The 14,328-nt window shown below is 70.0% G+C and carries 11 protein-coding genes; 6 read left to right on the top strand and 5 right to left on the bottom strand.

The genetic code is table 11. The features are described from left to right. Positions 1-464 precede the first annotated feature (464 nt). Both OSC27_RS01730 and OSC27_RS01725 read left to right on the top strand, forming a co-directional pair. On the top strand, positions 465-2,036 hold the full coding sequence (locus tag OSC27_RS01730) for an acyl-CoA carboxylase subunit beta (RefSeq protein WP_267180398.1): 1,572 nt from the start codon (positions 465-467) through the stop codon (positions 2,034-2,036). Between the two features lie 10 nt (positions 2,037-2,046). Then, positions 2,047-2,286, top strand: coding sequence for an acyl-CoA carboxylase epsilon subunit (locus OSC27_RS01725; protein ID WP_267179686.1), 240 nt, complete (start codon positions 2,047-2,049; stop codon positions 2,284-2,286). Positions 2,287-2,640: 354 nt separating this feature from the next. On the opposite strand, the gene OSC27_RS01720 is transcribed toward OSC27_RS01725, so the two are convergent. From OSC27_RS01720 to OSC27_RS01705, 4 genes are all read right to left on the bottom strand, one after another. Further along, positions 2,641-3,708, bottom strand: a complete 1,068-nt coding sequence (locus OSC27_RS01720) for a hypothetical protein (RefSeq protein ID WP_267179685.1) — start codon at positions 3,706-3,708, stop codon at positions 2,641-2,643. Next, the gene (locus tag OSC27_RS01715) at positions 3,705-4,940 is read right to left on the bottom strand and encodes a sensor histidine kinase (RefSeq protein ID WP_267179684.1); all 1,236 of its coding nucleotides are present in this window, start codon (positions 4,938-4,940) and stop codon (positions 3,705-3,707) included. The genes OSC27_RS01720 and OSC27_RS01715 overlap by 4 nt, the downstream gene beginning before the upstream one ends. Then, positions 4,927-5,586, bottom strand: a complete 660-nt coding sequence (locus OSC27_RS01710) for a response regulator transcription factor (protein ID WP_267179683.1) — start codon at positions 5,584-5,586, stop codon at positions 4,927-4,929. The genes OSC27_RS01715 and OSC27_RS01710 overlap by 14 nt, the downstream gene beginning before the upstream one ends. A gap of 116 nt (positions 5,587-5,702) precedes the next feature. Then, entirely contained in the window at positions 5,703-6,926 is a 1,224-nt protein-coding gene (locus OSC27_RS01705; RefSeq protein ID WP_267179682.1) for a class I SAM-dependent RNA methyltransferase, read from the bottom strand. A gap of 83 nt (positions 6,927-7,009) precedes the next feature. Here OSC27_RS01705 and OSC27_RS01700 point away from each other — a divergent pair, with 83 nt between their 5' ends. Next, positions 7,010-7,699 carry a Maf family protein gene (locus OSC27_RS01700; RefSeq protein WP_267179681.1) on the top strand — a complete coding sequence of 230 codons (690 nt, stop codon included), beginning with the start codon at positions 7,010-7,012 and terminating at the stop codon, positions 7,697-7,699. 152 nt (positions 7,700-7,851) lie between these two features. After that, positions 7,852-9,627 (top strand): acetyl/propionyl/methylcrotonyl-CoA carboxylase subunit alpha, encoded by a 1,776-nt coding sequence (locus tag OSC27_RS01695; protein ID WP_267179680.1) that lies wholly within the window; start codon positions 7,852-7,854, stop codon positions 9,625-9,627. Positions 9,628-9,748: 121 nt separating this feature from the next. On the opposite strand, the gene OSC27_RS01690 is transcribed toward OSC27_RS01695, so the two are convergent. Next, entirely contained in the window at positions 9,749-11,185 is a 1,437-nt protein-coding gene (locus tag OSC27_RS01690) for an NAD(P)H-quinone dehydrogenase (RefSeq protein WP_267179679.1), read from the bottom strand. A gap of 438 nt (positions 11,186-11,623) precedes the next feature. On the opposite strand from OSC27_RS01690, the gene OSC27_RS01685 reads away from it, so the two are divergent. Together OSC27_RS01685 and OSC27_RS01680 are read left to right on the top strand one after the other, a co-directional pair. After that, positions 11,624-12,457 carry a purine-nucleoside phosphorylase gene (locus tag OSC27_RS01685; RefSeq protein ID WP_267179678.1) on the top strand — a complete coding sequence of 278 codons (834 nt, stop codon included), beginning with the start codon at positions 11,624-11,626 and terminating at the stop codon, positions 12,455-12,457. Positions 12,458-12,509: 52 nt separating this feature from the next. Next, on the top strand, positions 12,510-14,324 hold the full coding sequence (locus tag OSC27_RS01680; protein WP_267179677.1) for a phospho-sugar mutase: 1,815 nt from the start codon (positions 12,510-12,512) through the stop codon (positions 14,322-14,324). Positions 14,325-14,328 lie beyond the last annotated feature (4 nt).

Here is a 14,328-nt window from a genome sequence, read left to right as displayed (position 1 = left end):
TGCGCGTCGTCGCCCCCGCTGCGCCGAGCCGTGCCAGCTCCCGTGGTGAACGAAGCGCTGAACGACGCTCTGACGAAGCTCCGAACGAAAACGACGGTGATCCTGTCTATTCGCCTTGATCCGCCACCCTCTCAGTCGATGTTTGCGACTATCTCCGTCGTTTTCGATCAAGCGTCGCCAGCCAGACCGCTCGCGCTCGCGCATCCCGCACCTCGCCGACGAACGAAAACGACGGCGATGCGCGAGCGGATGTGCGCAGCCGCGCGATTTTCCACGCTTTTCGACAGCAACACCGTCGTTTTCGTTCGGCGCGGCGCCGCGCGGACGGGAGCGACGGGGCGGGCGGGCCGTAGCCGCGGCATCCATTGAATTGCGCGCGATATTTGTAGGGTTTCGTCACCCGGAGACGCCGAGAGGCGGCCGGTAGAGTGAACGGCGTGACCGAGAATGAATCGCGCCCCGACATGATGACCACGGCGGGCAAGCTCGCCGACCTCAAAGAGCGCTACCACGAGGCCGTCACGGCGAGCGGGCAGGCGGCGATCGAGAAGCAGCACGCGAAGGGCAAGCTGACGGCCCGCGAGCGCATCGAGCTGCTGCTCGACCACGGGTCGTTCGTCGAGCTCGACGAGTTCGTGCGGCACCGCACGCACGCGTTCGGCATGGACGCCAAGCGCCCCTACGGCGACGCGGTCGTCACCGGCACCGGCATGATCCACGGGCGCCAGGTCGCGGTCTACGCGCAGGACTTCACCATCTTCGGCGGCTCGCTCGGCGAGGTCGCCGGCGAGAAGATCATCAAGGTCATGGACCTGGCGCTGCGGCTCGGCGTTCCCATCATCGGCCTGCTCGACTCGGGCGGCGCGCGCATTCAGGAGGGCGTGGTCGCGCTCGGTAAGTACGGTGAGATCTTCCGCCGCAACACGCAGGCCTCCGGCGTGATCCCGCAGATCTCGGTCATCATGGGCCCCGCGGCGGGCGGCGCCGTGTACTCCCCCGCGCTCACCGACTTCGTGATCATGGTCGACAAGACCAGCCAGATGTTCGTCACCGGGCCCGACGTCATCAAGACCGTCACCGGCGAAGACGTGGGCATGGAAGAGCTCGGCGGCGCCCTCACCCACAACAAGATCTCGGGGGTCGCCCACTATCTGGCGAACGACGAGGAGGATGCCCTCGACTACGTGCGCACGCTGCTCGGGTTCCTGCCGGACAACAATCTCTCCGAGCTGCCGGCGTTCGAGAGCGAGCCGGAGCTCGAGATAACGGATGCCGACCGAAGGCTCAACTCGCTCATACCCGATTCTCCGAACCAGCCATACGACGTGCACGAAGTCATTGAGCATGTGGTGGATGACGGGGACTTCCTCGAGGTGCAGCCCCTGTTCGCCCCCAACATCGTCATCGGGTTCGCCCGGGTGGAGGGCCGGTCGGTCGGGATCATCGCGAACCAGCCCAACGCCATGGCGGGCACGCTCAACATTGACGCCGGCGAGAAGGCCTCGCGGTTCGTTCGGTTCTGCGACGCGTTCTCGATCCCCATTCTCACGCTCGTCGACGTACCCGGATACCTGCCCGGCACCGACCAGGAGTGGACCGGCGTGATCCGCCGCGGAGCGAAGCTGCTGTACGCATACGCGGAGGCGACCGTGCCGCTCGTCACCGTGATCACGCGCAAGGCCTACGGCGGTGCCTACATCGTCATGGGCTCGAAGCAGCTCGGCGCCGACCTGAACTATGCGTGGCCGACGGCCGAGATCGCCGTCATGGGCGGGCAGGGCGCGGTGAACATCCTGTATCGCAACGAGATCAGGGCGGCCGAGGCCGCAGGCGAGGATGTCGCCGCGGTGCGCGCCCGGCTCGCGAGCGAATACACCTACAACGTGGCGAGCCCCTTCCTCGCGGCGGAGCGCGGCGAGCTCGACGGCGTGATCGAGCCAGCCGCTACGCGTGTGACGGTCGTGCGCGCGCTGCGTGCGCTGCGCACCAAGCGGGCGACATTGCCGCCGAAGAAGCACGGGAACATCCCGCTGTGATGGGTGGAGCATGAGCATGCAGAGGCCGGCGCACGCGAAGACGCTCGACGCGAGTGACATCGTGTTCGAGACCGCCGTGACGAGCGAGGAGATCGCCGCCGTCTCGGCCGTCATCGTTGCGGCCGCCGCAGAGCAGGCCGCCGCGGCCGAGCTCGCCCCGTCGCCCGCGAGCAATGGCTGGGTGCGCAGCGCCCGGCCCATCCGCCAGGAACTGGTGCCGGGCCCCGGCGCATGGAGGCACGGTGTCTAGCGACGCTCTGTACCCCGAGGGTCTACCCCCCATTTGTGGGATGCCCCGTCTTTTCGGGGCTCGCAGCCCCATGGGGGACCGGGATTGTCCCCCAATTGTCCCCCAAAGAGACGACTTTTAGATATGTTGGGGCTCAGCCAGTATTACTAGTGCTAGGTGTCTCTCTTCCGAGTTACACCGCCAATCATTCGCCGACTAGGGTAAGCGGGCGAATGTGTTGGGGGCGAGTCAGGGTGATATTCGGGTTATCGCCCTGACTCGGGGCTTCTCGAGGGGGCCGGCGAACAGCCGGCCTCCTCGCAGTCTTTAACCCGCCGGTTCTGGGCCCGGCTCGGAAGCGACAGGCCCCCTTCGCTACTTCCCGACCGGGGAGGCGGGCGCAAGCAGCGGTGCCGCCGCCTGCGACGGGTGCCGCGGGATCTCCAGCCACAGGTCCACCTCGTCATCGTGCGAGTCGGGGCCGAGGGCGTTGGCGTGGCCGTCGCCCGGCACGCTCAGCCCCACCACGGTCACGGCAACGCGCGACGAGTGCGGCACGGTGCGCACGATCAGCCGGTCGGTGCGCGTTCCGCGGATCGCGTCTGCCAGGCGCCCGAGAATCTCGAGGCGCTCCTCCTCGAGCATGTCGTCGAGCCCGCCCTCGTCGAGCAGGCTCACGACCGTGCCCCGGCGCCGGGCGGCCATGACCTGCTCCCGCACGTCGTCGGTCAGCAGGCTGCGCCCACGGATCTCGTCGCGGATCGCCTGCTCCAGGTACCGGCACTCCTGCCGCTGTGCCGGCGTGAGGTTGCCGCCCGTGCGCGCGATCTCCGTGAGCATCGGCTGCGCCACCCGATACGTCTTGCGCAGCCGAAACTGCCGCTCGATCACGTGCGCCTCCTGCGCCGCCTGCCACTCGGTCGCCTCACGCTCGGCCTTCGCGAACTGCCGCGAATCGCGGGCGGCCTTCACGAGGGCCCGCGTGATCACCACGGCCACCCCCACCCAGGCCACGCTGCCGATCACGCCCACCGAGGCCAGCGCGCCGAAGCCACCCCACACCACGGTCTGCACCGCGAGGAACAGTACGCCCGTCCACGCAATGAGCTGCTGCCGCCGCACGGCGCAGATCGTCATGAGCGTTCCGACGGCCGCTACATGCCACGTGGCATACCCGTTGTCCGCGCCGCCGTCGAGCTGGCTGGTCACGAGCAGCGGCAGCGCGACACACACGGCCAGGTCGAACGCGGCGAGCCACAGCGGCATCTTCACGGGGCTGCCCGGCCAGATACTCACGGCGGTGGCCAGCGCGTACACCACCATCGCGGCGATGGCCGGCTGCGGCGTCGCCGGGTGCCCGAGCGTCGAGATGCCGAGGAACACGTGGTACGCCGAGAACAGCGCCCCGAGCCCGAGGAAGATGAGGCGGGGAACGGTGATCATGCTCGCACCTCCGCGGCAGGCCAGGTGAGCACGATCGACGCCCCGTCGCCGGGGTGCGAGCGCACCTCGACGGCGCCGCCCACGTTCACCACCCGCTCGCCGATCGAGACACGCAGTCCGAGCCGCTCCGTCGGAACGGCGTCCGGGTCGAACCCGGCGCCGTCATCCGTCACCGTGACCGTCACAGGGTCGCCGTCGCGCCCGCCCTCGATGCTGAGCGTGCGGGTGACCTCGGCTCCCCCGGCGTGCTGCATGCTGTTGACCATGGCCTGAACGCTCGCCGAATACAGCGCCTCGGCGACGTGCACCGGCAGCGTCTGGCCCTCGACCCTGCTCGTGCGAATCTCAAACGCGTTAGAGAAAGCGGATGCCGCCGCCCGCACCCTGCGCGTCAGCCGCCCCAGATCCACCAGCGTCTGGTCGTCGGGGTCGACCGCGACGGCCGAGTGCAGGTGGCCGATCGCGTCGGACGCCATGCGCGCCGCCCGTGACTGGTCGTCGGCAGAGGATGCCCCCGCCGCCGCGAGCAGCGTGGTAAGCACGCTGTCGTGCACGATGGCGTCAACCTGCACGCGCTCGACCTCCATGGCGTGTTCACGCACGGCCGTCGAGTACTTCTCGAGCGCGGTCGACTGCGCAGCATCCACGCCCGATGCCGCCTGTCGCAGCATGGTCACGATTACGAGAATGGCACCGCCGAGAATGACGGCGTAGATGACATCGAGCAGGGCGAGTTCCGGGCCGACGCCGCCGCCGGCCGGCAGCGCACGCGCGACACCGTACACGACCGGCGCGACAACCGTGTACACGGTCGCGAGCCAGAGCGGGAACGCCACTGTGGCGAACGCCGTGGCGACGGTGCAGAGGTACCAGACCCACGGCTTGTTGCCGCCCTCGAACACGGGCGAGTGCACGAGCAGCGGCCACAGCGCCACCACGGCCAGATAGATGAGTGCCGAGAGGCCCATGGCGGTCTTCACGCCGAACTGCACGATGGCCGCAACGGCGACGAGCACCAGGCTGCCGAACACCGCGATCGCCGCCACGATGCCCCAGCGCGGCGTCATGAACGGCACCTGGGCGAGCAGCGCGCTGACCGTCTGCGCCCCGAAGATCAGGCCGAAAATCGCAATGGAACGGCCGGCGATGACCTCGAAGCCCGCTCGGCTGATGGGGTTGCGGGGGCCCCGTTCCGCCGTGAACCGGCGGTCGGGCCAGCTATCGGCGGACATTGCCCGCATCCGGATCCAGGCCCGGCAGGATCCCGTCTTCGACAGCACGGCGCAGCAGGTCGACCTTGGTCGGCGCCGGCCGACCGACCTCCACGTACTTCACCCGGATGCGATCGAGGTATTCCCGGGCGGTCGAGTTGGCGATGCCGAGCTCGATCGCCACGGCCTTCAGTGGCAGCCCGGAGGCGTAGAGGTGCAGCACGTCGCGCTCACGTCGGCCCAGCTGCGCTTTGGCGAAGTCGCCGTCGGCATCGATGGCGCTCGCCCACTCGAGGTTGTTGAGCACCTCGCCCGAGGCAACGGTGGCGATAGCGGCCATCACGGTGGTCGTGGGAGAAGACTTGGGGATGACGCCCGCCGCTCCCGCGGCGAGCGCTTCACGCACGCTGGCGACCCGGTCGGCGATGCTGTGCACGAGCACGGCCGCACCCGTTCCCTGCACGCGCTTGACGTTCGCGGTCACGCTCGAGCCGTCGCCCAGGGAGAGGTCGAGCACCACCACATCGCACTCGCGCCCGGCCAGATCGCTGATGAGCTCGTCGACGGTGGCGCCGGTGGCGACCACGTCGTACTCGGCGTTCGCGCACGCCGCACCGAGCCCCAGACGCACGGACTCGTGATCATCGACGATTGCCACGCGCACCATGTGCTTATCGTAGGGGAGAACGAGCGGTCGCGGCATGAGATTCGCGAAGAGGCCGGCGTAATGGGCGTGCGGAGCGTCTAGTGACTAGACGCTCCCGTCGTCACAAGCGAAAAAGCTCAGCTCGCGGGCGCCAGCGTCGCGATCGCCTCCACGTGGTGCGTGTGCGGGAACAGGTCGAACGCGCGCAGCTGCCGCAGCTCGTAGCCGCGATCGGCGAAGAGCGCCAGGTCCCGGGCGAGCGCGACGGGGTCGCAGGCGACGTACACGAGCTGCGCTGGCCCGAGCGCGGCGAGCCCGTCGACGACCTCGCGCCCGGCGCCCGAGCGCGGGGGGTCGAGAACGACCGTGCCCTGCGAGAGCCGCGCACGCTCGCGGGCCGGCGCATCCGCTTCGAGACGCGCGAGGTAGCGGTCGACGCGCGCGGTGACCGCCTCGGCTCCCCGCCAGTCGGCGAGGTTGCGGCCGGCGTGGCGGGTCGCGGGCGCGAACGACTCAACGGAGGTGATGCGGGTGGCCGGCCCGAAGCGGTCGCCGACGGCGGCGGCGAGCAGGCCGACCCCGCCATAGAGATCGAGATTGGCGGCGGCCGGGTCGAAGAGAGAGGGGTCGATGGCCTCCTGCACCGCACGGAAGAGGGTCTCGGGGGCGCGCCGGTGCACCTGCCAGAAGCCGCCGGCGTCGAGTTGGAACTCGCGCCCCGCCACGGCCTCAGTGATGAGGGCGCCGGCCGTAGGTGCGGCGCCGCGGCGACGCTTCTCGTCGCGTGGGTTCACGATCACGTGCACGTCGCCCGCGCCACTCGCGATGACATCGACGGATGCGGCGCCCTCCAGGCGCCCGTCGAGCGGGGCGGCGTCGGCGACGGCGGGCACAGCCAGCGGCAGCGAGCGCACCGGAACCACGTGGTGCGACCGTGCGGCGAACGGACCGACCTCGCCTCTCTCTCCCACCTGTAGGCGCACGCGCGTACGCCAGGCGAGGCCATTCCCGGCGTCGTCGCCATCCGCTGCCTCGACCGTGACGTCGCGCTCGATGCCGGCCATGCGCGAGAGGGCGTCGGTGATGACCCGCCGTTTGAGCTCGCGCTGGTGCGGCAGGGCGATGTGGCCGAACTCGGCGCCGCCCGCACGCTCGGCGGGGTCGCGGGCGAGTGCGGCCTCTGGCCACACGTGCTCGCGGCGGTGCGGGGATGGCTCGAGCACCTCGAGCGTCTCGGCGCGCCAGAACCGGTCGTGCGTATCGTCGGTGATGCGGGCGAGCACGCGCTCGCCGTCGACGGCGTCGGCGACGAAGACCACCCGCCCCTCGTGCCGGGCCACGAAGACGCCTCCGTGGGCCACGTTGGTAGGCTCGAGCTCGACTTTCTTCACCACGGGTTGAGCATGGCACAACGACCTGAATCGAACATGACGGGAGCGGCAGCATGACGGTGGGCGGCGGCGTGACGGCGACGACAACAACACCCGTGCGCCTCTATCTCGCCTCCACCTCTCCCGCCCGCCTTGCGACGCTGCGGGCCGCGGGCATCGAGCCCGTCACACTGCCGTCGCACGTCGACGAGCCTGCAACGACCGCTGCGGAGGAGGAGCGGCTCGGCCGGCGCCTCAGCACGGCCGAGATGGTGCAGCTGCTCGCCAGGGCCAAGGCCGAGGCCGTCGTCGGCCGGCTGGTCGACGACGAGCCGATCGACGGCTTCATTCTGGGCGGCGACTCGGCGTTCGAGCTCGACGGAGAGATCTACGGAAAGCCGCACGAACCCGAGGTCGCTCGCGAGCGCTGGCTCCTCCAGCGCGGTCGCACGGGCGAGCTGTTCTCGGGTCACTGGCTGATCGACCACCGCGGGGGCCGGGCCGGGCGGGCGGCGGGGGCGGTGGCATCCGCTCTGGTGACGTTCGCCGACGATATCGGCGACGACGAGATCGACGCCTACGTGGCGACGGGCGAGCCGCTGAAGGTCGCCGGCGCGTTCACGATCGACAGCCTCGGCGGGGCGTTCATCACCAGGGTCGAGGGCGACCCGTCGACCGTGGTCGGGCTATCGCTGTCGACGCTGCGCTCGCTGTTCAGGGATGCCGGCGTGCCGTGGCACCGGCTGTGGCAGCCGGCCCTTTAGTGCCCCTCGCGCACCTGTACTCGACACCGCGTTGTCAGGCCCCCTCGCGCACCCGTCTCGACACCGCTTTGTAGGTACCCCACCGTGTCAGGCACGAGCTTTGTGGTACTCGACCAAAAACCGCGCCCGCTCCCGCGCTTAGGCTAAAGGTCGTGCCCATTACCAAGGTCCTCATCGCGAACAGGGGCGAGATCGCCGTGCGCGTGATCCGCGCGGCCAGGGACAGCGGCATCGCCTCGGTCGCCGTCTACGCCGACCAGGACCGCGACGCCGTGCACGTGCGCCTCGCCGACGAGGCATACGCACTCGAGGGCACGACGAGCGCCGAGACCTATCTCGTGATCGACAAGCTGCTGTCGGTCGCCCGCCGCTCGGGCGCCGACGCGGTGCACCCCGGCTACGGTTTCCTCGCCGAGAACGCCGACTTCGCGCGCGCCGTCATCGGCGCGGGCCTGACCTGGATCGGCCCCTCCCCCGAGGCGATTGAGCGGCTCGGAGACAAGGTCTCCGCGCGGCATGTCGCCGAGAAGGTGGGCGCCCCACTGGCGCCCGGCACCTTGAATCCGGTTGCCGACGCATCCGAAGTTCTTGATTTCGTCGACACGCACGGACTGCCCGTCGCCATCAAGGCGGCGTTCGGCGGCGGCGGGCGCGGCCTGAAGGTGGCCCGCACGCGCGACGAGGTGCCCGAGATGTTCGAGTCCGCGACGCGTGAGGCGATCGCGGCGTTCGGGCGCGGCGAGTGCTTCGTCGAGAAGTACCTCGACAAGCCGCGCCACGTCGAGACGCAGTGCCTGGCCGATGCGCACGGCACCGTCGTGATCGTCTCCACGCGCGACTGCTCGCTGCAGCGCCGGCACCAGAAGCTCGTTGAGGAGGCGCCCGCGCCCTACCTCACGCCCGAGCAGACCGCGCTGCTGTACCGCGCGTCGAAGGCGATCCTTGCCGAGGTCGGCTACGTGGGCGCCGGAACCTGCGAGTTCCTTATCGGGGCCGATGGAACGGTGTCGTTCCTCGAGGTCAACACCCGCCTGCAGGTCGAGCACCCGGTCTCCGAGGAGGTCACCGGCATCGACCTGGTGCGTGAACAGTTCAGAATCGCGGATGGCGGCACGCTCGACTACGCCGACCCCGAGCCGCGCGGCCACTCGTTCGAGTTCCGCATCAACGGGGAGGACCCGGGGCGTAACTTCATGCCGTCACCGGGACCGGTGCACGTGTTCAAGCCTGCCGCGGGGCCAGGCGTGCGCGTGGACAGCGGCGTCGAGTCCGGCGACGTCGTCTCGGGCGCGTTCGACTCGTTGCTGGCGAAGCTGATCGTGACCGGGGCGACGCGCGAGCAGGCGCTCGAGCGGGCGCGCCGGGCGCTGGACGAATTCGAGGTGGCTGGCCTGCCGACCGTGCTGCCGTTCCACCGCGCCGTGGTGCGCGACGCCGCGTTCGCGCCGGCCGGCGACGGGCCGTTCGGCGTGTATACGCGCTGGATCGAGACGGAGTTCACGAACGAGCTGGAGCCCTGGAGCGGCGCACTCGAGGAGGCCGCACCTGCCGAGCGCCGGCACAGCGTGGTCGTCGAGGTCGAGGGCAAGCGCATCCAGGTGAGCCTGCCGACGTCGCTGCTGGCCGGCAGCGCGGCCGGTGCCGCCGCTGCTTCGCCGGCACCGCGCCGCCGTGCGGGCGGGAACCCGGGCAACGGGTCGGCCGCGACGTCGACCGGTGACTCGATCACGGCGCCCATGCAGGCCACGATCGTGAAGCTTGCGGTGGGCGAGGGCGACAAGGTCGTCAAGGGCGACCTCGTGCTCGTGCTCGAGGCCATGAAGATGGAGCAGCCGCTGACCGCGCACAAGGACGGCACGATCGCCGATGTCAACGCGTCGGTCGGCGCGACGGTGTCGTCGGGCCACCGCCTGCTGAACATCGTCTGAGGCCGGAAGCGCCCTTCTTTGGGGCGGCAGCCGGCGCATCCGCTCTTCGACAACTCACGAGCTGTCGCCTGATCTCGCGCGCGGCACCGGGTTGTGGCTAGTCGCCGACGAGGCGAGCGCGTCAGAGCACGATGTGCATCGCGCGGGCGGCCTCCGAAATGGAGCCGGTCAGCGACGGGTACACCGTGAAGGCGCGCGCGACCTGGTCGACGGTGAGGCGGTGCTCCACGGCGAGCGCCAGCGGGAAGATCAGCTCGCTCGCCCGCGGCGCAACGATCACGCCACCAATGACGGTGCCGCTTCCGGTGCGCGCGAACAGCTTGACGAAGCCGTCGCGCAGCCCGATCATCTTCGCGCGCGGGTTGACCTTGAGCGGCAGTTTGTAGATGTCGCCCTGCGCGATGCCCTCCTCGATCTGCCGTTGGCTCCAGCCGACGGTCGCGATCTCGGGGTTCGTGAAGATGTTCGACGTCACGTTGCGCAGCTCGATGGGGTTCACCGCGTCGCCCATCGCGTGGAAGATAGCGGTGCGACCCTGCATCGACGCGACCGAGGCGAGCGGCAGCAGGTCTGAGCAGTCCCCCGCCGCATAGATGTTCGGTCGCGACGTGCGCGCCACCCTGTTGACTCGGATGTGACCCGACTCGGTCAGCTGCACGCCGGCCTCCTCAAGCCCGATGCCGGCGGTGTTCGGGATCGACCCGACGGCCATCAGGCAGTGGCTGCCCTCGACAGTGCGGCCATCCGACAGCGTTGCGACCACGCCGTTCTCGGTGCGCTCGACCGACTGCGCGCGTGACTTCGAGAGCACCGTCATGCCGTTGCGGCGGAACACGTTCTCGATCACGATCGCCGCGTCTTCGTCCTCACCCGGCAGCACGCGGTCGCGGCTCGAGATGAGCGTGACCTTCGCGCCGAGCGCCGTGTACGCCGACGCGAACTCGGCACCGGTGACGCCAGAGCCCACGACGATGAGATGCTCGGGAACGCTGTCGAGGTCGTAGAGCTGGGTCCAGGTAAGAATGCGCTCACCATCCGGCACGGCACTGGGGAGGATGCGTGGGCTCGCGCCCACGGACACCACGATCGTGTCGGCCTCGATGCGGTCGAAATCGGTGCCGCCCTTGCCCTTGCCCGTCGAGACGATGACGGCCGCGGGCCCATCGAGCCGCCCCTCGCCCGAGACGATGTGCACGCCGGCGCGGATCAGCTCGGACTTCATGTCTTCGGACTGCTGCCGTGCAAGTCCTAGCAGCCGCTTATTCACGGCCGCGAGGTTCACCGCAACGTCGGGCCGCACGGGCTTGCCCGCCTCGGTGCGCACGTAGAACTGCACGCCCAGATCGGATGCGTCGCGGATGTTGCTGGTCGCCTCAGCAGTGGCGATGAGCGTTTTCGACGGCACGACATCCGTGATGACGGCGGCGCCGCCGACGCCGACGCGCTCCACGAGAGTGACGTCGGCGCCCAACTGGGCGGCCGCGATCGCCGCCTCGTAGCCACCGGGGCCTCCGCCGAGTACCGCGACCCGCTGCTTGCGCTCGAACTCAAAGGCCATGCAGCCATTCTTTCCCATGCGCAGAGCCGCGCCAAACCACCGCGCGGCTCGTACCAAAACGACGGTGAAATCGCGCGAATCGTCTCGATCGGGCGCGAATGCGGCCGATCGCATCCGTATCACCGTCGTTTTCGTTCGAGGCCGCGTAGGGGGAAGCAGAATGGCCGCGCTGACAAAAACGACGGTGAAATCGGCAGAAGGTGTCTCAGGGGGCCGGGATCCGGCCGATCATGTCGATTTGTCCGTCGTTTTCGTTCGGGCGGGGCGGCATGGGGGCGGCGTGGCGGGCGGCATGGGGGGCGGGGTGCTGGGCGGGGCGGCGTGGGGGCGGCGGCGAGTGGGAGAGGGCGGGCCCGAGAGGGGCGGTGCTCGCATGTGCAGCGGCCACGCGCATCCGCTCTCTGCCGTGGATGTCGGCACGCGCCATAGAATTGTCGGATGCCGCAGAACACGACCAACCCCCTCGACGACCCGGCCGCCGACCCGTTCGAGGTCGCCCGAGAGGCCGCAGAGCGCATCGCCGCGCTCAGCGGGGTGGACCACCACGACATCGCCCTCACCCTCGGCAGCGGTTGGGGCAAGGCCGCCGACCTGATCGGCGAGACGACCGCCACGATCGACGCCACCGAGGTGCCGGGCTTCGGCAAGCCCGCGCTCGCCGGCCACGTGGGCACCTTGCGCTCGATCCTGCTGCCGAACGGCAAGCGCGCACTCGTGATCGGCGCCCGCACGCATTATTACGAGGGCCACGGCGTGCGCCGCGTCGCCCACAGCGTGCGCACGGCCGCGGCGACCGGCGCGAAGACCATGGTGCTCACCAACGGCGCGGGAGGCATCAAGGAGACCTGGCGGCCCGGCACGCCGGTGCTCATCAGCGACCACATCAACCTCACCGCCGATTCCCCGCTCGAGGGCGCGACGTTCGTCGACCTCACCGACCTGTACTCGAGCCGCCTTCGGGCGCTCGCGAAGAGCATCGACCGCAGCCTCGACGAGGGCGTGTACTGCCAGTTCCGCGGGCCGCACTACGAGACGCCCGCCGAGGTGCAGATGGCGAAGACGATCGGCGGCCACATCGTGGGCATGTCCACCGCGCTCGAGGCGATCGCCGCCCGACAGGCCGGCATGGAGGTGCTCGGAATGTCCCTCATTACGAACCTCGCCGCCGGCATCCAGAAGACCCCGCTCAGCCACCAGGAGGTGATCGAGGCCGGCCGCGCCGCCGAGCCCGTCATCAGCGCCCTGCTGGCGAAGATCGTCGGCGCGCTGTAGACATGCGGCAACGCGACACGCACCACAACGCGACACGCTGAATGGAGAAACCGTGAGTTCAACACCCGCGAACGGCGCCACCGAACGCCTGCTCGCCGAGGCGCACGCCTGGCTCGCACAGGACCCCGACGACGAGACACGCACCGAGCTCGGCGTGCTGCTCGGGGCGGCAGAGGGCACGGATGGCGACGACGCCGACGCAGCCCTGACCGAGCTGCACTCACGTTTCGACACGCGGCTCGCCTTCGGCACCGCGGGCCTGCGCGGCGAGCTCGCGGCCGGCCCCAACCGCATGAACCGGGTGCTCGTGGCGCAGGCGGCGGCGGGCCTCGCGGCGTACCTTCTCGAGAAGGCGCGGGAGGCCGCGGATACGGCGGCGGCCCAGGCCGAGTTCGTCACGCACGAGACCGGTGAGGCGCAACCGGCGGCGCAGCCGGCGGCATCCGTCGTCATCGGGTATGACGGGCGCAAGAACTCCGACGTGTTCGCGCGCGACACCGCCGAGATCATGGCGGGCGCCGGCGTTCGCGCCATTCTGCTGCCGCGCATGCTGCCCACGCCGGTGCTCGCGTTCGCCGTGCGCCACCTCGACGTGAGCGCGGGCGTCATGGTGACGGCCAGCCACAACCCGCCGAACGACAACGGCTACAAGGTGTACCTCGGCGGCGCGGATCACGGTTCGCAGATCGTTCCGCCCGCCGACGGCGAGATCGCGGAGCACATTCTGCGGGTGGCGGCCGGCAGCGTCGCCGACCTGCCGCGCTCGAACGTGTACGCGGTGGCCGGCGAGGAGCTCGTCGAAGCCTACGTTGCTCAGACGGCCGCGGTCGCGACCGACGCCGGTGCTGGCGCGCCCCGCTCGGATGCCCCCGACTCCTCCGACCCCGTCGTCGTCTACACGGCCATGCACGGCGTGGGCTGGGAGACCGCCGCGCGCGTCTTCGAGGCCGCGGGCCTTCCGCGCCCGCACGTCGTAGCCGAACAGATCGACCCCGACCCCACGTTCCACACCGTGACCTTCCCCAACCCGGAGGAGCCGGGCGCCATGGACCTCGCCTTCGCCGCCGCACGCGACGTCGGCGCCGACCTCATCATTGCCAACGATCCGGATGCCGACCGCCTCGCCGTGGCAATCCCCGACGCGGGAGCCGAGGCCGGCTACCGGCGGCTGTCCGGCAACGAGGTGGGCACCCTGCTCGGCTGGATGGTCGCCGAGGAGGCGTTCGACCGCGGCGAGCACGGCACGCTGGCCGTCTCGATCGTCTCGTCGCCGGCGTTGCGCCAGGCTGCATCCGCGTATGGTCATGACTTCGTCGAGACGCTCACGGGGTTCAAGTGGGTCTCGCGCGCGCCGCACCTCATCTTCGGCTACGAAGAGGCGCTCGGCTACCTCGTGAACCCCGACACGGTGCGCGACAAGGACGGCATCTCGGCGGCCGCGCTGTTCCTCGCGATGGCGCGCCGGCTGCGGCGGCGGGGCGTGAGCATCGAGCAGCGGCTGGCGCAGTTCGGCGAGCAGTTCGGGTACTACGCGTCAGACCAGATCTCCATTCGGGTGACCGACATCGACCGCATCACCGGCATCATGGCGCAGCTGCGGCAGGCGCCGCCGACCGCCATCGGCGACATCGGCATTCGCCACATCGACGACCTCATCGACGGCTTCGAGTCGCTGCCGCCGAGCGACGTGCTGCGCGTATGGCTGCAGGATGGCTCGCGCGTCGTCGTGCGCCCCAGCGGCACCGAGCCGAAGCTCAAGATCTACATCGACGCGTCGAGCACCGACGGCAACGCCGACGACCGCCGAGCCGCCGCGGAGAGCCGCGTGCGCGAGCTGGCCGAGGGAATTCGTGCGCTCGTCTCGTAACCTT

Origin of the sequence: Microbacterium sp. STN6 (assembly GCF_026410545.1) — a bacterium.
Classification (GTDB): domain Bacteria; phylum Actinomycetota; class Actinomycetes; order Actinomycetales; family Microbacteriaceae; genus Root112D2.
The sequence above is the reverse complement of the archived record's forward strand: the minus strand, read 5'-3'. Positions and strand labels throughout refer to the sequence as shown.

Bases quoted from the DNA above. Each gene is read 5' to 3' on its own strand.
- OSC27_RS01730 (WP_267180398.1), top strand. From the start codon at position 465: ATGATGACCACGGCGGGCAAGCTCGCCGACCTCAAAGAGCGCTACCAC.
- OSC27_RS01725 (WP_267179686.1), top strand. From the start codon at position 2,047: ATGAGCATGCAGAGGCCGGCGCACGCGAAGACGCTCGACGCGAGTGAC.
- OSC27_RS01720 (WP_267179685.1), bottom strand. From the start codon at position 3,708: ATGATCACCGTTCCCCGCCTCATCTTCCTCGGGCTCGGGGCGCTGTTC.
- OSC27_RS01715 (WP_267179684.1), bottom strand. From the start codon at position 4,940: ATGTCCGCCGATAGCTGGCCCGACCGCCGGTTCACGGCGGAACGGGGC.
- OSC27_RS01710 (WP_267179683.1), bottom strand. From the start codon at position 5,586: ATGGTGCGCGTGGCAATCGTCGATGATCACGAGTCCGTGCGTCTGGGG.
- OSC27_RS01700 (WP_267179681.1), top strand. From the start codon at position 7,010: ATGACGGTGGGCGGCGGCGTGACGGCGACGACAACAACACCCGTGCGC.
- OSC27_RS01690 (WP_267179679.1), bottom strand. From the start codon at position 11,185: ATGGCCTTTGAGTTCGAGCGCAAGCAGCGGGTCGCGGTACTCGGCGGA.
- OSC27_RS01685 (WP_267179678.1), top strand. From the start codon at position 11,624: ATGCCGCAGAACACGACCAACCCCCTCGACGACCCGGCCGCCGACCCG.